Genomic DNA, 22398 nt, shown 5'->3' on the forward strand with positions numbered 1-22398 from the left:
TTTTAAGTCTTAGATATTAGAGAGGTAAGCATGTTTAACATCAGTCAGGTATCAAAACAAACTGGGCTGTCGAGCAAGACAATTCGATATTATGAAAGTATTGGGCTAATTAGCACACCGCCACGTGCAGAGAATGGATACCGCTTTTTTAATCAAAAGATTATGGATGAGCTGAAATTCGTAGTAAAAGCAAAGCAAGCTGGTTTTAACTTAGATGAATCAAAGCAGTTACTGGATTTGCAACGAGCAGAGGACCGCATTAGCGGTGATGTTAAAGCGCTAACGTTGCATAAAATATCCGAGGTTGAAGAGCGGATTGCACAACTAAATTCAATGCTGACACTATTGAAAGGCTTAGCGGATAAATGTCCTGGTGGAGAGTCACCTGATTGTTCTATTATCGACTCGCTGGCGGATAAGTGTGTTCGTGAGTGAACCGCAGATTAAAAAAGGGCCATTAGGCCCTTTTCTATTTATGGTGTTGTCGCTGGTGTTATTTCGTTAGCAGGAAATTAACCAGTTCAAAGTATTCATCGGCAGAGCGCACTTTACCCGTTTGCACAAGGTACTTATTGTTAACTACAACTGCTGGTACGCCGGTCAAGCCACTGTCTTGGAAGGCTTTGTTAAAGCGGTTCACCATTGAATTCACAGCAAAGCTATTGAATGCACCATCAAAATCCTCAGCACTCACACCTTCATCAATGAAAATCTGGCGAAGCTCTTGATCATTGCGAGGTGGCTTTTGCATGTCGTGGATACGAGCAAACAACACGGGGGTCATTTTATCATCAATATTGAGCGCCACAGAGGTTGCGTATGCCTTGCTCATTGATTTACCCATTGAACCACCCATGAATGAAACATGGCTTTTCTGTAGTTTTGCATTGTCCGGCAGGGTCTTTTTCAACTGCTGGATCATTGGTTCAAAACTATTACAGTGTGGGCAATAAAATGAGAAAAATTCGGTCACAATGGGGCTGCTGCTTTGCGGCAAATCCAAGACTTTATAGTGATCGCCTTCGCTGAACTTGGCGGCCTGTACAGAAACAGACAATAACGCGACGCTTACAAACGCCAAAATTTTCTTAAACATGTTTCGATTAACTCCCTGATAAAAATCTAGTTGATGGATTATTTTATAGTTAATTTACTTACCATTGTGGCATTAACTGCAGTGACGGTTCCTGTAATGCCGCCAGTTGCTCTTTAAATGACAGCACTTGCCCTTCCCAGTATTTTGCGTCTGCAAACCACGGAAAAGCCAATGGAAAGGCCGGGTCTTGCCAACGTCGAGCAAGCCAAGCCATGTAGTACACCATTCTAAGACCGCGTAAAGGCTCAATCAGTTTCAATTGTGACTGATCAAAATCGGCAAATTCTGAATAGGCTTCTAAAATAGTGTCTAATTGAGCAATCTGATCGTAGCGATCCCCGTTTAACAGCATCCATAAATCCTGAACGGCTGGTCCATTACGGGCATCATCGAGATCGACAAATAATGGTCCATCACGCCATAAAATATTACTTGGATGGCAATCTCCGTGGAGACGAATGGGTTGCCAGTTCGTGTTCCAATGTTGTTCTAGTTCTTTGATCAGTAAATCTAAGTCAGAAAAGAAGACTGTTTTTAAATGATCGGGAATTAAGTCCGTATTTTCTAGAACTTTTCGAGGTTGATATAAGTATTCATCAAGCCCGATAGTCGGCCTATTACTAAAGGTCTCTTTCTGACTTACTCGGTGAATTCGGCCAAGAAAGCGCCCCACCCATTCAAGCTGATCAAAGTTATCTACTTCGAACTGACGGCCGCCAAGACTTGGAAATAGCGCAAAACGATGCCCATTGTAATGATGCAGGGTTTGGCCATCGATAATGATGGGCGATGCAACAGGGATCTCTTGCTCGGCTAACTCCAGGGTAAACTGGTGTTCTTCCGCTATCTGGGCGTCTGTCCAGCGCTGAGGGCGGTAGAATTTGGTGACATAGCGGGCACCGTCTTCGGCAGTAAATTGGTAAACTCGATTCTCGTAGCTATTCAGTGCCAATAGCCCTGATTCGGCACGGATCCCAGTGGTATCAAGGGCGTCGAGGAGTAAGTCAGGGCTGAGGTCTGCGAAGCTAAAGCCGTTATGTTGTGTCATGAGACTGGTCCCGCAATAAAATCATATCAATTGTTGTCGAGTATATACCCAAGTGAGTTCAAGGTGTTTGTTCTACGAGAATTTCTTAGCAGAGCTATCATAATAAAAAAGGGCCGTTTCCGGCCCTATCTTTACATTAGTTTGCGTAGCTAACTACTAGCGCAATTCACCGATAAACCGACTCTCAGTACTCAGACTAGTATTATCACCACGGGTTAGGGTAAAGGTAATATCAGCGATAGGTGCTTTTAGTAAGTACGGGTCAACCCCAAGGCTGACTGGCAAGGTAAAGATTTCCCCAGCTTTTACTTGGACGGTTTGTCGTCCGTACCACTCTATCTCTTCAATGCCAGAAACTGACAATGAAAAAGTGGCGGGCTGTTGGGTTTTGTTGAGGATTTTTAGGGTGTAGGTATTTTCGACCAATCCTGCATTATTGATGCGATAAAGTTGATTACGATCGCGCAAAACATCGAGTCCCATAGGTTGTATGGAAGCAAGTAGATAGATGAATAGCCCTATCATTGCCACCATGACCCCACCATAGCCGAGCAGCTTAGGGCGCATGATGCTGGTGTTATGGCCTTCAAGCTTATGTTCCGTGGTATAGCTAATCAGGCGCTTTTCATAGCCCATTCGGCTCATGGTTTCATCACAGGCATCTACGCAAGCACCGCAGTTAATGCATTCGTATTGTAGGCCTTCGCGAATATCAATGCCCGTTGGGCAGACTTGAACGCACAGGTTGCAGTCAATACAGTCACCAAGACCAAGCGCTTTTGGATCTTGCTTACGGGGGCGAGGGCCGCGTGATTCTCCACGGGCAACATCGTAACCCACGATGTAGGTATCTTTATCAAACATGGCTGATTGAAAGCGTGCATAAGGACACATGTGAATACACACAATGGAACGCATCCAGCCAGCGTTGGCATAGGTACAAAGTGTAAAGAATATCACCCAAAATGCAGCCCAGAAGCTGGTACTGAACATAAAGAACTCGACTACCAATGTTTTAATTGGCAAGAAGTAGCCGACAAAGGTTAACCCGGTCAGCAGAGCGACGGCTATCCAGGAAAGGTGTTTTAGGGTTTTACGAAATAGCAGCTTCCCTGTGGGGGCTAATGTATCTTGCTTTCGCCGTTTGTTGGCGGAGCCTTCGAGTTTTTCTTCGAACCAGATGTAAATAAATGTCCAAACGGTTTGGGGACATAAATAGCCACACCAAACTCGTCCCAAAAACGTGGTTATAAAGAAAAGAGCAAAAGCGGCAACGATAAATAAGACAGCTAACAAGGTGAGATCTTGTGGCCATAGTGTGGTGCCAAAAAAGTTAAACTGCTGCTGACCTATATCCAACAAGATAGCTTGGCGATCACCGTAGGGTATCCAAGGGATCCCCATAAACAATAGCATCAGAAACCAGCCCATCTTTTGGCGTAGTTGCTGGTATATCCCTTTTACGGCACGGACGTAAATCCGGTTGCTTGGATTGAATCGATCGCCACTCCCTTTATGGGTTTTGGGATTATAGGTTTGTGGGGTGACATCCTTTATTTTGATCTTTTCTTGGCTCATGACATTACTTTCCTTGGCCTCCCATGGGGATTCATGAGAGCTGTCACCGGTACGTTGCCGGTTATGTGTTGTAATCGTTAAGTTGTAATTGGTAAATAAATGTTACCAAGAGAGTATAACGTAGCCGCCAGTGAGATTACTCTAGCAAGGTCATAGTTTGGACTGCGGATTGTCTTAAGCTGAATGATTATTAGGCAGGAAGTCGTTGGAATGGCTAAACCGTAATACAAGCAGGCTGAGCCACCTGCTTGTATTCAAATCTCTATCGTATTATTTGATGATGCCACGAGCGCGCAAAATGGCGGTTTTGAAATCATCTTCGCAATCTTTCGCAATACCGGGGATCATTTCCTGCTTTTCGCTATTTCGCATTTTAAGATGATAAATCAAAACATCATCGGTTAATGCTTCAAGCTTACCTTCATACTGAGCTTCTTGTGCAAGCTTTAGCAGGAATTCAACGAGATTAAGATCTGGATCTTTTTGCCATTCAGGGTGTAAAAGCTCGATTAATTCGTTAACGCGGTGGGTTTTCATTATCTACTCCACAAAATAAAGGCTGAGTGAATCTCTGGGATTCTATAATCATAATTTTTGTGGGGGTAACGGTATACCAAACCGGATCGTGATACAAATAAAAGGCAGCCGTGCCTGGCTGCCTTCTGTCTTACGCTGCTTGCTCATCACCACTGAGTGGGTTTGATGGAGAAAGCACATTTTTGACCTGATTTATCGAGAGCAATTCAACGGAAGCCGTTGTTTTTTTTGCTTTGAAAGTCGGTGCGTGAGAGGTACTACGTAAACGCGAAGGGCTGCGAGGAGCGCAGGTCCTGACAAAAGAGGCTGGGCGCATGATTCACCTATAGTCAGGCACTTCCATGGCCAAAGTTAATAACACAGTTCCCGTTTGTTAATTGTTGGCGATGCCGATCCTACACGGGAATGCTGATGGGTTGTTTTTTCGCCGCGAGAATAGCAATAAGCTATTCTCAAGTCGAGTGTTTATTGACCGTTGAATGAGGTGGTTTGTTCTGTTTTTTGAAAGATGAAAAAGATAAATGTTAGCGAGATACTCATCTGTGAAGATTAGTTGTTTATCGCTTTATACTTTGTGGTCTAATGCAGCCTTGCTGGCAATAAATGCCTGCTAGGAACGAAACTTGGCAGAACAATAACTACAGCCTTGGAGGGAATGATGGAACAGGATCAACCGCGATTGGTAACCAGCCGTAACCTGTCTTACAAATTAGCAGAGTCCATTGGGCAGCAAATTTTACGTGGTGAGACAGCGCCTGGGGATATTTTGCCTGGTGAAGTGGAGCTCGGAGAAATGTATGGGGTGAGTCGAACTGCCATACGAGAGGCAATAAAAATGTTGGCGGCCAAAGGGATGGTATTGCCACGGCCTCGCATTGGTACCCGAGTACTACCAAAACGTAACTGGAACTATTTGGATCAAGATTTATTAGCTTGGCTGAACTTCGATCAACATGAAGATCTGGTTAGCGAATTTCAGAGTGTGCGTATTTCACTGGAGCCTGAAGCCGCAGCTTTGACCGCGACGAATGCAAGCGATGAAGATAGAGAAGAGTTATGTGCATTAATGGAAGAAATGCATGCACTGGGGCAGCATTTTGATCAAGAACGTTGGATTGAAGTCGATACCCGTTTTCACCAATTAATCTATTTTGCTTCGGGGAATCATTTTATTAGCCCGTTTGGTAATTTGTTTAAGGCTGTCTTTGAAAGTTACTTCCGGATCATTACCCGTGAACGGTTATTAAAACTTGATATACACCAGCGAATAGTTGACGGCATCATGGAGCGAAACCCGGATGTTGCGCGCCAAGCAACAATTGAATTACTAAAGTAGTTCACTCTTAGTAGACCTGTGAAAAACGAAGCACTGGCTTCGTTTTTTTATATCTGTGATATACCGCAGAGGAAGTAGTTGCAGCGATGGTCGATTGTCTGAGATATTAATTAGCTTTCATATCTTGAAATCTGACTCTATCTATATGAGCTGTTCAGCTAAGCAAAGGAGATGCTTTAAATGTCATTATTTCGAAAAAGCCTAGCCAGTGTTGGGGTTGGTGCTGCGCGGGTTGATGCCGTCGTGCAGCATGACGTACTGATCCCTGGTGATGCCCTCAATGTCGATGTTCAAGTGTATGGCGGAAAGGTTGAGCAGAGCATTGATAATATACACCTGCGCCTTTGCTGCTGTTATGAAGAAGAAGTGGAGGCTAGCCGTGGTGAGAGTCAGCACCGTAAAGAAAAAGTAAACCAAACATGCACCTTGGCAGAATGGTCTTTGCCTTATGCCATTACTATTGCGCCAGAGGAAGAGCGTCACTTCGATGTGGCGTTATCGCTACCCTTTAATACCCCGATCACCATTGGTGATACCAAGGTGTGGCTAGAAACTCAACTTGATATACCGATGGCGGTTGATCCTAAAGACAGGGATAGCTTAACCGTTCGCCCTGATCCATTGATGGACGGTGTCTTTACGGCATTAGAATTGGCAGGTTTGCGGATCCGCCAAGTAGAGTGTGAAGCGGCGGATGGCTTTGATCTTCCCTTTGTCCAAGAATTTGAATTTGTACCAGTATCGGGACCTTATCATGGCCGTTGGCGTGAGCTTGAAGTGGTTGCTTACCGTGATGAAGATAAGCTGCAGTTATGGTTTGAAGTCGACCGACGTCAGCAAGGTTTATCTGGCATGTTAGCGGGTTTATTAGGTCGAGGTGAATTGAAGCGCCATTGTGTGCTCCCTTCGAGTTTGCATCCCCAGCAAGCAGGTGAACAAGTGATAGCATATTTAGATCAGACAACCTGAGCCTGTGATAGTTGAAACAAAAATAGTTTCAGCGTACACATGTAAGCTAAACTGTGACATACTGCTTATCTATTGAGCTTTAACTCTATTTATGGGATTAAACACATGGATAAGCCGCAAGCAGCAGGTTCGAGCTATTCGATTAAAGAGGAAGTAGCTAACAGCATAAGTCATGGGCTGGGTATGGTTTTTGGCATTGTTGGCTTGGTGTTGTTATTAACTCAGGCTACTCGGGCGAATGCCGATATGCTGAGTATGGCGAGTTTGAGTATTTATGGCGTGAGCATGATTGTGCTCTACCTCGCTTCGACGCTATATCATGCGATTCCTTTTGAGCGCGCTAAGCGGGCACTGAAAACCTTTGATCACTGTGCTATCTACCTTTTGATCGCAGGTACTTATACCCCTTTTCTTCTGATCACCTTACGCACACCGTTGGCGGTGACACTTATGGCGGTGATTTGGGGGATTGCGTTAATCGGTATTGCCCTGAAAATTGTCTTTGTCTATCGCTTTAAGCGCTTGTCTCTGGTGACTTACCTCACTATGGGGTGGTTATCGTTAATTGCTGTTTATCAGTTAGCGCTGTCACTCTCGACGGGAGGATTGGTATTGCTCGGGCTTGGAGGGGTTGTTTACTCCTTGGGTGTTGTTTTCTATATCAGTAAGCGTATTCCTTATAATCATGCCATTTGGCACCTGTTTGTTCTAGGTGGCACTGTCTGCCATTTCTGTGCCATCTACTTTTATGTCACCCCCATCTAATCGATGATTTCATTGAATAAAAAAAGAGAGCCAAGGCTCTCTTTTTGTTGTCATTAGTGGCTAGTTGCGTACTTCGTTTTGCTCCGCGACTAGTCGCGCCAAAATGCAGGAAAGAACACGACCAATACGGTAAGGATCTCCAGTCTGCCCATTAGCATCCCGAAGCTGAGCGTCCATTTTGCCAAATCAGGCAAGGTGGCAAAATTTCCCGTAGGGCCAATAATATTGCCCATCCCCGGCCCGACGTTGGCAACCGCAGTCGCTGCGCCAGTAATACTGGTGACAGCATCAAGCCCCAGCATGCCTAAAATGGCCGCGACAATCACAATAGTGATGATAAACGTTAGGGCGAAAGCGACTACTGAGCGAACAATGGCATCAGTCACTGGCCGGCCGTTGTAGCGCTGTATAAATACACCTGAAGGGTGGATCAACTGCATCATTTGCTTGCGCAGTAAAGCAAATGCCACTTGAAAACGGAAGATCTTGACCCCACCAGAGGTCGAGCCCGAGCAGCCACCAACCAGCATAATGAAAGCAAAGATGATAGTTGGAAATGGCCCCCATGCGGTAAAGTCATCTAACCCAAACCCCGTCGTGGTAACCACTGAAATAATATTGAAGAGCGATACCCTGAACGCGTCAATAAAGGCGTAATCTTGTTGCCATGTAAGCCATAAAGCAACGGCTAAGCCAGCACTGAAAACCAATAAGGTAAAGCCTCTTACTTGGGCATCTTCCAGTATTGAACGCGCGTCTTTCTTACGTATGGCTTGGACAAATAACAGGAATGGCAGTCCACCAGCAAACATGAAAGCAATAGCTACCCAGTGGGCGCTGTTGGAAAAATGATTCATCGAACCATCAGACGTCGAGTAGCCTCCTGTTGATAGTGTGGTAAAGGCGTGGTTTATCGCATCGAATGTATTCATTCCTGTAAATAAGTAACCAAGAAAGCAAAGCCCTGTCAGGCTGAGATAAACATTCACGATATTCTTTGCCACGCTCTTGGTTCGAGGCGAGCTTTTATCTGACCAATCGGATGATTCTGTTTGGAATAGGCGCATCCCCCCGACATTGAGCATCGGTAAAATCGCGACCCCCATAACAATAAACCCTATTCCGCCGAGCCATTGCAATGTTGATCTCCACAGAAGAATACTTGGTGCCATGCTATCGAGGCCACTCAGCACCGTTGAGCCAGTCGTCGTGATCCCCGACATAGTTTCAAAGTAGGCATCGGTAAAGCTGATGTGGTTGATAAACACAAATGGCAGGGCGGCAAATGCACTGGCGATACTCCACACCAAGGTGGTGATCAGGAACATGTCTCGCACGCCGAGTTTAAATTCACTTGTTCGGCCAAAGGTAAGGCACATAAATGCGACAGCATGGGTGATCAGCACTGCAGTGGCAAAGTCGATAAACCCCTCAGTGCCAGTGACAAAAGCCACTAGCGTGGGGACGTACATGAACAAGGCTATCTTGGATAAGACCAGCCCGATCACGAACAAAATAGGACGATAGTTGACCATAGTATTTATAGGAAGAATGGACTTGGCTGGAATAGACGTTCAACGTCTGGGATGTATTTTTTGTCGACTAAAAACATCACGACATGATCATTTTGTTCGATAACTGTTCGGTCATGGGCGATAAGTACCTCCTCTCCCCTGACAACTGCACCAATGGTTGTGCCTGGTGGCAGCTTGATCTCTCCCACTGCTTTCCCGACGACTTTAGATGTGCTGGAGTCACCATGAGCAATGGCTTCGATAGCTTCGGCAGCACCGCGACGCAACGATGAAACATTTACGATATCGGCTTTACGTACGTGGGTCAGTAATGCTGAAATTGTCGCTTGTTGAGGAGATATCGCAATATCGATTGTACCGCCTTGGACTAAGTCGACATATGCTCCGCGTTGGATCAGTACCATGACTTTCTTGGCGCCCATGCGCTTGGCAAGCATCGCTGACATGATGTTGGCTTCATCGTCATTGGTCACGGCAATGAAAACGTCAATTTGCTCGATGTGCTCTTCGCTCAGTAGCTCTTGGTCGGATGCGTCACCACAGAAAACAATTGTGTTTTCAAGCATTTCTGACAGGCTTTCGGCACGATCCGAGTTACGTTCGATGAGCTTTACACTGTAGTTTTGCTCGAGACGTCGAGCTAGTCCTGCCCCGATGTTACCCCCGCCGACTATCATCAAGCGCTTATAGGGTTTTTCGAGGCGCTGAAGTTCACTCATTACCGAGCGAATATGGTTACTTGCCGCAACAAAGAAGACCTCGTCATCGGCCTCGATAATCGTGGTGCCACGCGGGCGAATAGGTTGGCCTTGGCGGAAAATGGCCGCAACGCGGGTATCAATGTGTGGCATGTGTTCACGCAGGGCCGAAAGCGCATTACCTACCAGTGGGCCACCATAATAAGCTTTTACGGCAACAAGGCCGACTTTATCTTCTGCAAAGCCGACAACCTGTAATGCTCCCGGGTACTCAATCAGACGCTCAATGTAGCCCGTAACGAGCTCTTCAGGTGCAATCAGGTGATCAACAGGAACAGCATCCGATTGGAACAGAAACTCTTTTTCTTTGAGGTATTCAGGAGAACGAATACGTGCAACTCTGTTTGGAGTATTAAATAGAGTAAATGCGATCTGACAAGCGATCATATTGGTTTCATCGGAATTGGTAACCGATACCAACATATCTGCATCTTGTGCGCCGGCTTCACGTAAAGTGCGAGGGTGGCTTGCAAACCCTTGAACGACACGCAGATCGTATTTGTCTTGCAGTTCGCGTAAGCGCTCTGGATCCTTATCGACGATAGTAATATCGTTGTTCTCGCCAACCAGGTTTTCGGCTAATGTGCCACCGACCTGACCAGCCCCGAGAATGATAATTTTCATAGCATATGCCTGATTAATTGAGTCGTTGTAGATTACTACGCTTCTGGGTAGGGATCATTCAGAACACCTCCCATTTAGAGTAACTTAGTTTTCACTGTTGCGATAAATAGTGATGCTTTAATTGATTCTTATGACAAAAAAGCGGAACTTGGTCACCAAGTTCCGCTTTTTATTGCGAGCTAATTTAGACTGCTTTTTTTATAACAGCGTAGTAAAACCCATCCATGTCATGCTCACCCGGTAGGATCTGACGGCCAGGGTTGCTACGGTCGCTGCCAAGAAGTTCAGCACCAGAGGTACGTTCAAGGAATGCTGTTACCTGCTCGCTGTTTTCTTGTGGCGTGATAGAGCAAGTGGCGTATACCAAGGTGCCTCCAGGCTTAAGCTGGTGCCACATGGCGTCAACAATCTCAGACTGTAATTGCGCGAGTGCTTCAATATCATCAGCACGGCGCAACCATTTAATATCAGGGTGGCGGCGAATAACACCAGTTGCCGAACAAGGGGCATCAAGCAAAATACGGTCGAATTTCTCACCTTGCCACCATTCTTCTGGGTAGCGAGCGTCTGCACAGAGTACTTTGGCATCCAGCTTCAAACGCTGAAGGTTTTCGTGCACGCGTTTCAGGCGATTGTCATCGCAATCAATCGCAACAACTTGGGTCGTTGGCTGGCGTTCCATTATGTGGGCTGTTTTGCCACCTGGAGCGGCACAGCAATCAAGGATCAGCTCTCCCGCTTGAGGTTGAAGGTACTCGACTGATAACTGAGCCGCAGCATCCTGTACAGAAACCCAACCGTCGGCAAAACCGGGCAGTAGGGTAACATCACAAGGCTTATGTAGTTTCAGCGCATCAGGTGCTTCAGGGTGGACATCGGTCTCGATACCTTCAGCCGTCAGTAGCGCACGGTAGCTGTCACGGTCGTGGTGCTGGCGATTTACACGCAACCACATCGGTGCTTTGGTATTGTTGGCTTCAACTACCGCTTCCAGCTGCTCTGGGTAGCTACTCTTTAATAGCTTGAGTAGCCAACCTGGGTGGCCGTAACGGCCTGCATCATGGCTAATCGCTTGTTGGTCGAGTGTGTCTTGCTGGCGCTGGTAATTACGCAATATGGCATTGATCAAGCCGCGTAGTTGAGGCTTTTTCAAGTTTTTGGTCGCATTAACGGTTTCTGCCACCGCTGCGTGAGCAGGAATGCGCATGTAGCCTAGTTGATAGAGGCCAACTAAAATCAAGTGGTGGAAAACCCGTTGCTTGCCTTTGAGTGGCTTATCCATCAATTGGTTGGTGACCGATTCTAGGCGAGGCAGCCAGCGAAGTACGCCGTAGCATATTTCTTGCAATAGGGCGTGATCGCGTTCTTTTATGTCTTGCTGTGCAGCAGGAAGCGCATTTGATAGGGACTGGCCCTGATCAACAACCTGATAGACAACTTTGGCCGCTGCGGCTCTTACATTCATGCGGTTTTCCTGATGTTCTCAGCCCACCCTTTACAGACAATGTATCGGCTGGACGTCGTATTCGGTAGTTAAAAAGAAGGCCAGCGTTTGCACTGGCCTTGGCGGTGCTTACAGGACGGTGCCTGGTTCAAACCACTCTCGGCGTGAGTTGAGCAAATCTTGTGCTTGCATTGCTTTTTTGCCTGGCGGTTGGATTTCGATAAGGCGAAGTGAGCCTTTGCCTGTTGCGACAACAATACCTTGTTTATCGGCAGAGAGAATGGTGCCAGGGGCTTGACCATGTTCACCTTCTACAACGGCAACCTGCCATACTTTGACATTTTGTTCGGCAACGGTGAAATAGCTCATTGGCCACGGGTTGAATGCGCGAACACAACGCTCGATAGCTGTCGCGTCCATGGCCCAATCAATTTTGGCTTCTTCTTTACTTAACTTTTTCGCGTAGTTGGCTTGTTCATCATCTTGCTTAATAGCAACGGCACTGCCCGAGGCAATGTCAGCAAGACATTCGATAAGCGCGCCAGGGCCTAGACCCGCCAGTTTTTCATACATCGTCGCACTGGTGTCAGTTGCTTCTATTGGCAGGGTGGCGATGCTCAGCATGTCGCCCGTGTCTAGCCCTTCGTCCATTTGCATAATGGTAACGCCAGTTTCAGTATCCCCTGCCCAAATTGAGCGTTGGATTGGTGCGGCACCACGCCAGCGAGGCAAGATAGAGCCATGGACATTGATACACCCTAGTTTCGGCGTTTCCAGTACTTCTGTCGGTAGCAGCAGGCCATAAGCAACAACAACCATGATGTCAGCACCAAGAGCAGCAAGCTCTTGTTGTGCTTCTTCATTACGCAGAGAAGCCGGCTGATAAACTGGAATATTATGCTCAACGGCAATGTTTTTAACTGGGCTTGCAGTTAATTTTTTACCACGACCCGCTGGGCGGTCGGGTTGAGTATAAACGGCGATAACTTCATGCTGTGAAGACAACAACGCCGCCAGATGACGGGCGGCGAAGTCTGGCGTACCAGCAAAAACAATACGTAGTGATTTGCTCAAGGAGGCCTCTATGACTAGTTTTTTTCGTTAAAACGCTGAATTTTTTCAAGCTTTTGCTTGATACGCTGGCGCTTAAGCGGTGATAGGTAGTCAACAAATAGCTTGCCGGCAAGGTGATCAAGCTCATGCTGAACACAGATTGCCAGTAGATCATCAGCTTCGAAAGTGAACGCGTTACCATCACGGTCAAGGGCTTTCACCGAAACCTCTGCCGCGCGAGGTACGAGGGCGCGTGCGCCTGGTACAGATAGGCAACCTTCTTCAATACCGTCTTCACCACGTTTCTCAGTGATTTCAGGGTTAATCAGTACCATCGGTTCATTGCGCTCTTCCGACAGGTCGATCACCACGATACGCTGGTGGATGTCCACCTGAGTTGCTGCAAGGCCGATACCTTCTTCGTCGTACATGGTTTCTAGCATGTCATCGACAATTTTCTGGATCTCAGGGGTGACAGCTTCAACGGGTTTAGCAACGGTGCGTAGGCGCTCGTCAGGGAATGTTAATACTTGCAATAAAGACATAGTTACTCGTTTTAAAAGACAGTACTGATAACAGGGGTCACTTAGTTGCTCTAATTCTAGTCATTTTAGCGGTCAAATAACAGTACTCGATAGCCTCCTTGTTAATCACTGGTGGATTTTTTATTTCCTTCTCGTATTAAACGGGCGGTTACGTGAATAATGCAACAACAATATATGAAAGGAGAGGTCTGCCGAAAACTTGATATTTGATAATCGCTGGCGCTAGACAGTCGCGGGTAGCAGTGACAGCCTGAATCAATTGGGGATGTTGAATAATAAGGATAGAGAACATGCTGTTGCGTGTCTTGGTGTTCATGTTGGCTTGCTTCAGTTTTATCGGTGGAGCGATGAGCCAACCTCTTAAGGTTATAGATGGCGCGCCATCGGTCTACATCGTTAAAAAAGGCGATACTTTATGGGATATTTCATCCTATTTTTTGTCAAACCCTTGGTTATGGCCTCAACTTTGGCAGGCCAATAGTTATATAAAAAACCCTCACCTCATTTATCCAGGCGATCGAATTCATTTGATTTGGGTCGATGGTCAGCCTCAGTTGCGATTGAAAAAGACCGTCAAGTTGTCACCGGAAATTCGGGTGATCCGCGCGCCGATCACGACTATCCAATCGACCTTGATGTTGCCTTATTTGGCTCAAGATAAACTTTTAACGCCAGAAAGCTTAGCTCGCCTGCCTCAAATTACGGGCGAAAGCCGAGCGAAAGGCTATATGGAAAAAGGGGATACCTTGTGGGTTGATACCGAATTAGAGCAAGGTGAAGAATGGTGGGTTTACCGTCCCGATAAACCATTTCGTCGTGATATAGAAAATGAAGGTGTCAGTCGAGTTATTGCCTTGAAAGAGATTGCTAAAGGAACTGTAGTTGAATACACCGAAGGCCAGAGTGCGATTGAGCTGACGGCCTTTAATCGAGAAGTGAGACAAAATGATGTCTTGTTGCCTGCCCCTTTAGCCAGTGAAACGCTTGAGATGAGCTTTTATCCATCCTCTCCCCCGCCATCAAGCAAGGCTGTTGTTTTAGGCCATCTTAATCATATGAATTATATTGCGACTGATGATGCGGTGGTGATTGATTTAGGGCATTTAGATGGCGTTGCAGCCGGTAATGTATTCCAACTTCACCGAGAGGGTGCTGATGTATCGGGGAGAAAAGGAGAATACCATTATCAGGCGCTAAACAGTAAAACAACCTATTCACTACGCAACGTTCCGATTGGCGAGATTGTCGTGGTTCGTCCTTATGAACGCTTTAGCCTTGCTGTGGTTACCAAAGCCATTGAACCTTTCTCTGCTGGAGTTATGGCATTACCCCCCTCAAATGACTGAACTTGAAGCTTGGCTACAACTTGCAAGTGTCCCTTCATTGGGAGGAGGTAGGATCCGTCGCTTACTTCAGCAGGCGACGCCTGTTGAGATATGTCGGATGCCATTACCTGCTCTTCTTGCTCTAGGTGTGACTGCTCGACAGGCTGAGCGATTGTTGCATCCCAATCAAGCACGAATCGCCCAAGCGTTACGTTGGGCTGAACAAATCAATCAACATATCTTGACGATGGACAGCCTTGCCTATCCTTCTTTACTGAAAGAAATTGCGTCACCGCCCCCTATTTTATTTATTCGAGGAGAGCCTCGTTGGCTTGCAGAGCCACAGTTAGCCATTATTGGCAGCCGAAGTGCCAGTATTGATGGTCGTGAATCGGCTTATGAGTTTGCCGCATCAATGGCTGCGGCTAACTATGTTGTCACCAGCGGACTTGCGCTTGGTGTTGATGGGCAAGCGCATTATGGTGCCCTGAAAAATGGCGGGGCGACGATTGCGGTATTGGGCTCGGGCTTAGATAAAGTTTATCCGGCACGTCATCGAGAGCTTGCTAAGCTGATCCCAGAGCAAGGTGCGTTAGTTTCTGAATTTTGGCCTGATGAATCACCAAGGCCGCAAAATTTCCCTCGTCGTAACCGAGTGATCAGCGGGCTGTCTGTTGGCGTATTAGTGGTAGAGGCCGCACAAAAAAGTGGGTCTTTAATTACCGCTAACTATGCGCTTGAGCAAGGACGGGAGGTTTTCGCCTTACCTGGCTCCATTCGCCACCCCGGTAGTCGAGGTTGTAATGCGTTAATAAAAAACGGTGCTAAATTGGTAGAAACGCCGGTCGATATCTTTGAAGAGGTAGGTGCACTGACAGAGTGCGTGAAAAGTAATCAGTTAGACTTGCAGTTGCCACAACCTGAAAATGAAGAATTGCCATTTCCAGCGCTGTTGGCTAACGTAGGCAGTGAGGCAACACCCGTAGATGTAGTTGCTGAGCGTTGTGGACAACCCGTTCATGAGATAATGATACAGTTACTCGAATTAGAGTTGCTAGGGGTTGTCACTTCGGTACCCGGTGGCTATATAAAAACGAGGAGGGGCTAGTTATGATGGATATTCTCATGTACCTGTTTGAAACCTATATTCAAAGTGATGCGGAATTGATGGTTGATCAAGACGAACTCTCTGAAGAGCTACTGCGTGCAGGTTTTCATCAGGAAGATATCTATAAGGCGCTATCATGGCTTGAAAAGCTAGCAGCGCTGCAAGAAACTGAAATCACACCTTATATGAACACCAGTGCAGTGACATCGGTTCGTATCTATACTGAGCTTGAAATGACTCGTTTAGATGTTTTTTGTCGTGGATTTTTGATTTACCTAGAACAAGTTCATGTACTTGGTGCCGATACACGAGAAATGGTGATTGATCGTGTTATGGAGCTTGATACTGCGGACTTTTCCTTAGATGATCTTAAATGGATTATCCTGATGGTACTCTTTAATGCACCTGGTAATGAAAGTGCGTATAGCCAAATGGAAGAGTTGCTTTATGGTATTGAAGACGAGTATATCCATTAATTAATTAATTAATTGGCCTTGGCCGTTGAAGATAGTCGAGCTGTATGTCTGGTAAAATAAACGAGCAACTCTTTTCTGCCCATGAACATGCTTTGGAACATCTAAAAGAGTGTCCAAGTTGCGGTTCTGAACTAGTGATCCGAAACAGTAAGCGTGGACCTTTTCTTGGTTGTGCAAGTTACCCTGAATGTGACTATATAAAACCGCTCAAGCAAAATGATGGACACATCGTAAAATACCTTGGGCAGCCTTGCCCTGATTGTGGTGAAGAGTTGCTGTTACGCCAAGGACGGTATGGCATGTTCATTGGCTGTAGCGGTTATCCTGAATGCCAACATATTGAATCACCAGAAAAGAAGAAAGCGGAAAGTACACACTTAACGTGTCCAGAGTGCAGTAAGGGAAGCTTGATTGAACGTAAATCTCGTTACGGCAAAGTATTCTATGCGTGCGACCAGTTCCCAACGTGCCGCTTTGCGATAAACCATAAACCCGTCGCGGGAGTATGCCAGACATGTGGATTTGCTTTGTTACTTGAGAAAAAATTAGCGAGTGGCAATAAACTGCAGTGCGCAGATCGTAAATGCCATGCTTATCAAACGTAATTGCACTGATTTAGCCAGAGACAAAAACAGCCAGCATTTCATGCTGGCTGTTTTATTTTTATCTTAAGGCTTAACGGTGAAGGACTGGGAAGGTTTCAGCATTGAGCTCTGCGGCTAACTCTTTCAATACTGTTTGTAATGCCAGAGTTGTTTCGGCGCAAATATTGATATGCCCCATTTTTCTACCTGGGCGCTTCTCTTTTCCATACCAATGAACATGGCACTGTGGTGCTGCCAAGATAGCTGCTGGTAGTTTGTTTTCACCAAGAATGTTCAACATTGCCGTTGGGCGCAATAAAGCGGTGCTACTAAGAGGAAGACCTGTAACGGCACGCAAATGGTTTTCAAACTGGCAAGTTTCTGCACCTTGTTGGGTCCAGTGACCTGAGTTATGAACTCGTGGGGCAATCTCATTAACCAGTAGCGTGCCATCTACATCAAAAAACTCAATGGCTAATACTCCGACATAGTCCATCGACTGTGCGAGTGAATTAAACATGGTTTCGGCTTGTGCTTGTAGTGCGTCACTATCAGGGAGAGCGGTTGATAGGCTGAGAACACCATCAGTATGGATATTTTCGGCTAGTGGATAAACCGCAATGTTGCCATTTATATCACGAGCTCCAACCAGTGAAACTTCACGGTCAAAAGCAACGAACTCTTCAGCGACAATGGCTTGATCTGGTGTTTCTGCAAGAAACTCTGCGATTTCAGCCCAAACCTGCTCGACGTCATTCGGCGTTTTAAGGCGCCACTGCCCTTTTCCATCGTAGCCACCAAGTGCGCTTTTTAGCACCATAGGTATGCCGACATGTTCAATGGCGGCTTGAAGTTCATCAAAGCTGCTAACAAGATGGTATTTGGCATTTGCAACGTTGGCTTTATCAAGTAATGCTTTTTCTAAACGGCGATCGCCACCGGCTTTAATAGCGTCTGCTGTTGGCTTGAACTTTCCGCTGGCTTGGCAAATGTCGAGAACTTCGTGAGGAACGTGCTCAAATTCTGCGGTGATCACATCAGCATAGGTGATCGCAGTATCCAAGCCCTTTAACATTAGGTGCTGTGTTAAAGGGTGAACAACGTTACCCGTGCTGACATCATAGGCAAACACTTCAATGTTTAATGGAGCGCCTGCCAATGCCATCATTCGAGCCAGTTGACCGGCACCAAGAACCAAAACTTTCATTATGCATCCTCAGCAGGATTTGGGTTGCTGAGCACTGTATCGGTTTGCTCTTTGCGGAAGGCATCAACAGCCGCCATAACATTGCTATCTTGAGTACCAATAATTTGTGCCGCAAGTAAACCTGCGTTTGCAGCACCTGCTTCACCAATCGCCAAGGTACCAACAGCAATACCTTTAGGCATTTGGACGATGGAAAGGAGTGAGTCCATTCCTTTTAGCGCTCGAGATTGTACCGGAACCCCTAATACAGGAAGACTAGTAAAAGCGGCTGTCATTCCTGGTAGATGGGCAGCACCACCTGCGCCAGCGATAATGACCTTGATACCTCGGCCATGAGCTTGCTCTGCATATTCAGCTAGCAGATGAGGAGTACGGTGAGCCGAAACAACTTTCGTTTCATAAGCAATATTGAAGCGATCTAGCATTTCAGCGGCGTGCTGCATGGTTGGCCAGTCAGACTTTGAGCCCATGATGATTCCAACTTTCATCCCGATCTCCTTTGGGTAACTAAATGGTGAAGTGTATAAATGCGTTTGGCTGCATTATACGGAGATTTTTTGTGAAGGAAAACGTTTGCGTCGGTGAAAATGAAACAATCAAAGGGGATCATGGAGTTGTGGTTAAGGAGTCGGTAATATAGGTAAATAGAAAGTTACAAAACGGTCTAGGCCAGAATTAAGAATGAGGGTGATGTGGAAAACCTAAAACAAGTTGTAGCCGCTTTGCAGCAAGGAAAAGTCATTGCTTACCCAACAGAAGCTGTGTTTGGTGTGGGGTGTGATCCTGATAATGCGCAAGCTGTTCATCAATTACTGGCATTAAAGAAGCGACCTATCGAAAAAGGGCTTATTTTAATTGCTGCTAATTATGAGCAGTTACTGCCTTATATTGATGACAGTCTGCTGAGTGATGAACAAAAACGACTGATCCTCGCGTCTTGGCCTGGACCTGTTACTTGGGTTATGCCTAAAAAAGCGAATGTCCCCCAGTTTTTGACTGGGCAGTATGACACGATTGCGGTACGCGTTAGTGATCACCCTTTGGTTCAAGCATTGTGCCTAGCATTTGGTAAGCCCATTACCTCGACAAGTGCTAATTTGAGTGGACTAGAACCTGGTCGCACTGCCACTGACGTCGAACAACAGTTAGGAGAGCACCTTGCTGCGATTTTGCAAGGTGATACCAGTGGCCGTGACAATCCATCTGAAATTCGGGATGCGATAACAGGAAATGTTTTCCGACAAGGATAAATGATGATGCAAGATGTAAGTAAAGAAGCAGTAAAAGCTTTCTTGTTAGATCTTCAAGAGCGTATTTGCCAAGCCATAGAGCAACAAGATAACAGTGCGGTCTTTGAACAAGATGAATGGCAACGTGAGCAAGGTGGCGGTGGCCGCAGCCGTGTATTACGAGACGGGCAGGTGTTTGAACAGGCTGGAGTGAATTTTTCACATGTGTTTGGTACTAAGATGCCAGCATCGGCGACCGCTCATCGACCAGAACTAGCCGGCCGTAGTTTCGAAGCCATGGGGGTATCGTTAGTAATCCACCCTCGTAATCCCTATGTGCCAACATCACACGCCAATGTTCGTTTCTTTATTGCAGAAAAAGAAGGTGAATCACCAGTATGGTGGTTTGGTGGTGGATTTGATTTAACGCCGTTTTATCCATTCGAAGAAGATTGCCAACATTGGCATGATACAGCTAAGCAAATCTGTGCTCCGTTTGGCAATACGGTTTACCCAGATCATAAAGCATGGTGTGATAAATACTTCTTTTTGCCACATCGTGATGAAACCCGTGGTGTCGGTGGTTTGTTTTTTGACGATTTGAACCAATGGGGGTTTGAGCGGAGCTTTGCTTATATGCAGTCTGTCGGCAATGGTTATCTTGATGCTTATTTGCCGATCGTCGAAAAGCGACAAGGGCTTGCTTATGGTGAGCGTGAACGACAGTTTCAACTCTACCGCCGTGGTCGTTATGTTGAATTTAACTTAGTTTATGATCGAGGCACATTATTTGGTTTACAAAGTGGTGGCCGTACCGAATCCATTTTAATGTCGATGCCCCCTCTAGCCCGTTGGGAATACTGCTACACACCAGAGCCAGGATCGGCAGAGGCGATACTTTATGATGATTACCTTAAACCACGTGAATGGTAATACTGCCTCCTTTATATAGATGAAATATATTTTGCCGAGGGGTTACGCTTAAGCCCCTCTCCTGTTTCGATTAACTGAAATAACATGGAACTTTTGCATGGATAAGTATGTTGTCTTTGGTAATCCCATTGGCCAAAGTAAATCCCCTTTTATTCATACGCTATTTGCGCGGCAGACTGCCCAAGAAATGGTTTATGAAGCACAACTTGCTGAAGTTGATGGTTTTACGGCAGCAGCAGAAGCTTTTTTCAGTTCTGGTGGTCGCGGATGTAATGTGACGGCACCTTTTAAAGAAGATGCTTATCAGTTTGCTTCACAGCTAACTGAGCGTGCCAAGTTGGCTGGTGCGGTGAATACTCTTAAAAAGTTGGATGATGGAGCTATCATTGGTGATAACACTGACGGTGAAGGATTGGTACAGGATCTGCTCCAAAACCAAGTTCAGATCGAAGGTAAACGGATTCTATTGGTTGGGGCTGGTGGAGCAGCTCGTGGTGTAATACTGCCTCTGTTGGCGCAAAACCCAAAAGCGCTGGTAATTACCAACCGTACGGCAGAAAAAGCTGAGCAATTAGCATCACTGTTTTCATCTTACGGTCCTGTTTCTCATATCAACATGGACGACTTATCCAAGCCTGAATATGACATCATTATTAATTCGACATCGGCGGGACTCAGTGGACAATTGCCGGCGTTGCCAAAAACGATAATTCAACAAGAGATCACGTGTTATGACATGGTCTATAGTGCACAAGTTACGGCATTTAACCAATGGGCGCGCGATCATGGGGCGGGTAAAACGTTAGATGGCCTTGGTATGTTGGTACGTCAAGCTGCAGAAAGCTTCGTGCTGTGGCGCGGTATTCGCCCAGGGGCAAAACAAGTGCAAAATGAATTACGTCGGCTGTTACAGCAATAGATAGAGAAGACAATGAATCAAAATATTCTATTCGCAGATCTTCAAATGTGGGATCAAAACAAACAAGCGGTGAATTTTCCGGCACAGCAGGCGGGTGCTTTAATCACTTGTTGGGTATCGCTACATTGGTTACAACAACAATCATCGGTTGTATTAACCAATGAGGCCGAAATTTTGTCTGCCTTTACTGCCAACCGATTTGATTTAGAAGAGTTGGCAGAAGCACTCATTGAAGATGAAATGTTCAATGATGATGGTGATGTCGTTATTGATGTCGATTAAGTTATTTTAGCTTCAGCGAGATACTCATTTTTAAGCCGAACGTAGTTATTGGCCGATGTGGGCAAAAAAGCACGCTCTTTATCATTGAGTGGGCGTGCTTGTTTTACGGGGCTACCTATATATAGAAAGCCACTCTCTAACGTTTTCCCTGGAGGAACCAAGCTCCCCGCCCCTATTATGACGTCATCATTAATAGTGGCCCCATCTAAAACAATGGCCCCCATCCCTACCAATATACGACTACCAAGCTGACAGCCATGAAGCATTGCTTTGTGCCCGATTGTCACATCATCACCAATAATTAGAGGGTGACCTTTGGGGTTATCATCTGTGGCACGGCTAACGTGAAGTACTGAGCCATCTTGAATATTAGAGCGTTTACCGATGATGATATGATTTACATCTCCTCTAACGGCAACTAAAGGCCAAATGCTCGATTCATCATCTAATGTGATATCACCAATCATAACGGCAGAAGCATCAATATAGGTATTAACGCCTAATTGGGGGGCTTTTCCTTTAAAGGTACGCGTGGAATCTGGCATGTTATAATCTACTTGGGTGATAAGAATAAAAAGAATAGCCTTCTTAGAGTGTGATTTATACCTAATAACGGCGTTATTGTGTGATAGTTGAGCGCTTAAACAGAAATGTCATAATTATTTAAAAAAGCCCCTTGCCAACGTGATCGAAGTCTCTATAATGCGACCTCACTGACACGGAGAACGGCAACTTAAGCCACTAACCAGTCAGTTTGTTCTTTAACAATTTGACCATGCAATCTGTGTGGGCACTCGTGAAAAAGTTAAGTCAAAAGATTTATCAATGAACTGAGTGACCAATACAAAATAGCGCAAGTTATTTTGGCACAGTCAATTCGAATATCATGACTAGCTTCTAGTTATTGATGTTCAATCAGTATTCGTTGAGCCGGTCGAGAGACCACAAAAATTCTAATTGAAGAGTTTGATCATGGCTCAGATTGAACGCTGGCGGCAGGCCTAACACATGCAAGTCGAGCGGCAGCGACAACAACAATCCTTCGGG

The 22398-nt window shown here is 45.9% G+C and carries 25 protein-coding genes; 12 read left to right on the top strand and 13 right to left on the bottom strand.

What is annotated here, in order from left to right:
* Window positions 1-30 precede the first annotated feature (30 nt).
* On the top strand, window positions 31-435 hold the full coding sequence (gene cueR, locus L4D78_RS19665; protein ID WP_428468506.1) for a Cu(I)-responsive transcriptional regulator: 405 nt from the start codon (window positions 31-33) through the stop codon (window positions 433-435).
* A gap of 58 nt (window positions 436-493) precedes the next feature.
* Here the strand turns inward: cueR and L4D78_RS19670 are convergent, their stop codons facing one another.
* The 5 genes from L4D78_RS19670 to L4D78_RS19690 form a co-directional block, all read right to left on the bottom strand.
* The gene (locus L4D78_RS19670; RefSeq protein WP_428468507.1) at window positions 494-1096 is read right to left on the bottom strand and encodes a thiol:disulfide interchange protein DsbA/DsbL; all 603 of its coding nucleotides are present in this window, start codon (window positions 1094-1096) and stop codon (window positions 494-496) included.
* A gap of 58 nt (window positions 1097-1154) precedes the next feature.
* The gene (locus L4D78_RS19675) at window positions 1155-2144 is read right to left on the bottom strand and encodes a serine/threonine protein kinase (RefSeq protein ID WP_428468508.1); all 990 of its coding nucleotides are present in this window, start codon (window positions 2142-2144) and stop codon (window positions 1155-1157) included.
* A gap of 156 nt (window positions 2145-2300) precedes the next feature.
* Window positions 2301-3722, bottom strand: a complete 1422-nt coding sequence (ccoG, locus tag L4D78_RS19680) for a cytochrome c oxidase accessory protein CcoG (RefSeq protein WP_428468509.1) — start codon at window positions 3720-3722, stop codon at window positions 2301-2303.
* 270 nt (window positions 3723-3992) lie between these two features.
* Window positions 3993-4259 (bottom strand): YihD family protein, encoded by a 267-nt coding sequence (locus L4D78_RS19685; protein WP_428468510.1) that lies wholly within the window; start codon window positions 4257-4259, stop codon window positions 3993-3995.
* Between the two features lie 130 nt (window positions 4260-4389).
* A complete protein-coding gene (locus tag L4D78_RS19690) occupies window positions 4390-4575 on the bottom strand; it encodes a hypothetical protein (RefSeq protein ID WP_428468511.1) in 186 nt (61 codons plus the stop codon).
* A gap of 342 nt (window positions 4576-4917) precedes the next feature.
* On the opposite strand from L4D78_RS19690, the gene L4D78_RS19695 reads away from it, so the two are divergent.
* The 3 genes from L4D78_RS19695 (at window position 4918) to trhA (ending at window position 7329) form a co-directional block, all read left to right on the top strand.
* Window positions 4918-5595: a FadR/GntR family transcriptional regulator gene (locus tag L4D78_RS19695; protein ID WP_428468512.1), complete on the top strand. Its 678-nt coding sequence runs from the start codon at window positions 4918-4920 to the stop codon at window positions 5593-5595.
* A gap of 180 nt (window positions 5596-5775) precedes the next feature.
* The gene (locus L4D78_RS19700; protein ID WP_428468513.1) at window positions 5776-6564 is read left to right on the top strand and encodes a sporulation protein; all 789 of its coding nucleotides are present in this window, start codon (window positions 5776-5778) and stop codon (window positions 6562-6564) included.
* Window positions 6565-6669: 105 nt separating this feature from the next.
* Window positions 6670-7329, top strand: a complete 660-nt coding sequence (trhA, locus tag L4D78_RS19705; RefSeq protein ID WP_428468514.1) for a PAQR family membrane homeostasis protein TrhA — start codon at window positions 6670-6672, stop codon at window positions 7327-7329.
* An 89-nt stretch (window positions 7330-7418) separates the two neighbouring features.
* Here the strand turns inward: trhA and L4D78_RS19710 are convergent, their stop codons facing one another.
* From L4D78_RS19710 to def, 5 genes are all read right to left on the bottom strand, one after another.
* A complete protein-coding gene (locus tag L4D78_RS19710; RefSeq protein ID WP_428468515.1) occupies window positions 7419-8864 on the bottom strand; it encodes a TrkH family potassium uptake protein in 1446 nt (481 codons plus the stop codon).
* Window positions 8865-8869: 5 nt separating this feature from the next.
* Complete coding sequence (trkA, locus tag L4D78_RS19715; RefSeq protein ID WP_428458572.1) at window positions 8870-10246, bottom strand: Trk system potassium transporter TrkA; 1377 nt, start codon at window positions 10244-10246, stop codon at window positions 8870-8872.
* Between the two features lie 184 nt (window positions 10247-10430).
* Window positions 10431-11711, bottom strand: a complete 1281-nt coding sequence (rsmB, locus tag L4D78_RS19720) for a 16S rRNA (cytosine(967)-C(5))-methyltransferase RsmB (protein ID WP_428468516.1) — start codon at window positions 11709-11711, stop codon at window positions 10431-10433.
* A gap of 108 nt (window positions 11712-11819) precedes the next feature.
* Entirely contained in the window at window positions 11820-12764 is a 945-nt protein-coding gene (fmt, locus tag L4D78_RS19725; RefSeq protein ID WP_428468517.1) for a methionyl-tRNA formyltransferase, read from the bottom strand.
* A gap of 14 nt (window positions 12765-12778) precedes the next feature.
* A complete protein-coding gene (gene def, locus L4D78_RS19730; RefSeq protein WP_428458569.1) occupies window positions 12779-13288 on the bottom strand; it encodes a peptide deformylase in 510 nt (169 codons plus the stop codon).
* A gap of 290 nt (window positions 13289-13578) precedes the next feature.
* Here def and L4D78_RS19735 point away from each other — a divergent pair, with 290 nt between their 5' ends.
* Genes L4D78_RS19735 through L4D78_RS19750 form a run of 4 tightly spaced genes read left to right on the top strand, consistent with a single transcriptional unit; the run spans window position 13579 to window position 16802 of the window.
* On the top strand, window positions 13579-14634 hold the full coding sequence (locus L4D78_RS19735; RefSeq protein ID WP_428468518.1) for a LysM peptidoglycan-binding domain-containing protein: 1056 nt from the start codon (window positions 13579-13581) through the stop codon (window positions 14632-14634).
* A complete protein-coding gene (dprA, locus tag L4D78_RS19740; protein ID WP_428468529.1) occupies window positions 14627-15721 on the top strand; it encodes a DNA-processing protein DprA in 1095 nt (364 codons plus the stop codon). Before L4D78_RS19735 ends, dprA begins: the two co-directional genes overlap by 8 nt.
* A 2-nt stretch (window positions 15722-15723) precedes the next feature.
* Window positions 15724-16197 carry a DUF494 family protein gene (locus L4D78_RS19745; protein WP_428468519.1) on the top strand — a complete coding sequence of 158 codons (474 nt, stop codon included), beginning with the start codon at window positions 15724-15726 and terminating at the stop codon, window positions 16195-16197.
* A gap of 44 nt (window positions 16198-16241) precedes the next feature.
* Window positions 16242-16802 carry a DNA topoisomerase family protein gene (locus L4D78_RS19750; RefSeq protein ID WP_428468520.1) on the top strand — a complete coding sequence of 187 codons (561 nt, stop codon included), beginning with the start codon at window positions 16242-16244 and terminating at the stop codon, window positions 16800-16802.
* Between the two features lie 70 nt (window positions 16803-16872).
* Here the strand turns inward: L4D78_RS19750 and L4D78_RS19755 are convergent, their stop codons facing one another.
* Both L4D78_RS19755 and purE read right to left on the bottom strand, forming a co-directional pair.
* A complete protein-coding gene (locus L4D78_RS19755) occupies window positions 16873-17988 on the bottom strand; it encodes a 5-(carboxyamino)imidazole ribonucleotide synthase (protein WP_428468521.1) in 1116 nt (371 codons plus the stop codon).
* Entirely contained in the window at window positions 17988-18476 is a 489-nt protein-coding gene (gene purE, locus L4D78_RS19760; protein WP_428468522.1) for a 5-(carboxyamino)imidazole ribonucleotide mutase, read from the bottom strand. Before purE ends, L4D78_RS19755 begins: the two co-directional genes overlap by 1 nt.
* Window positions 18477-18680: 204 nt before the next feature.
* On the opposite strand from purE, the gene tsaC reads away from it, so the two are divergent.
* From tsaC to L4D78_RS19780, 4 genes are all read left to right on the top strand, one after another.
* Window positions 18681-19238 carry an L-threonylcarbamoyladenylate synthase type 1 TsaC gene (tsaC, locus tag L4D78_RS19765; protein WP_428468523.1) on the top strand — a complete coding sequence of 186 codons (558 nt, stop codon included), beginning with the start codon at window positions 18681-18683 and terminating at the stop codon, window positions 19236-19238.
* A gap of 6 nt (window positions 19239-19244) precedes the next feature.
* Window positions 19245-20150, top strand: coding sequence for an oxygen-dependent coproporphyrinogen oxidase (gene hemF, locus L4D78_RS19770; protein ID WP_428468530.1), 906 nt, complete (start codon window positions 19245-19247; stop codon window positions 20148-20150).
* Window positions 20151-20247: 97 nt separating this feature from the next.
* Window positions 20248-21069 (top strand): shikimate dehydrogenase, encoded by an 822-nt coding sequence (aroE, locus tag L4D78_RS19775; RefSeq protein WP_428468524.1) that lies wholly within the window; start codon window positions 20248-20250, stop codon window positions 21067-21069.
* A gap of 12 nt (window positions 21070-21081) precedes the next feature.
* Entirely contained in the window at window positions 21082-21351 is a 270-nt protein-coding gene (locus tag L4D78_RS19780) for a DUF1488 family protein (protein WP_428468525.1), read from the top strand.
* On the opposite strand, the gene L4D78_RS19785 is transcribed toward L4D78_RS19780, so the two are convergent.
* On the bottom strand, window positions 21348-21896 hold the full coding sequence (locus tag L4D78_RS19785; protein ID WP_428468526.1) for a gamma carbonic anhydrase family protein: 549 nt from the start codon (window positions 21894-21896) through the stop codon (window positions 21348-21350). The genes L4D78_RS19780 and L4D78_RS19785 overlap by 4 nt on opposite strands.
* Window positions 21897-22398 lie beyond the last annotated feature (502 nt).

The sequence above is a fragment of the Photobacterium minamisatsumaniensis genome (assembly GCF_050336695.1).
GTDB lineage: Bacteria > Pseudomonadota > Gammaproteobacteria > Enterobacterales > Vibrionaceae > Photobacterium > Photobacterium minamisatsumaniensis.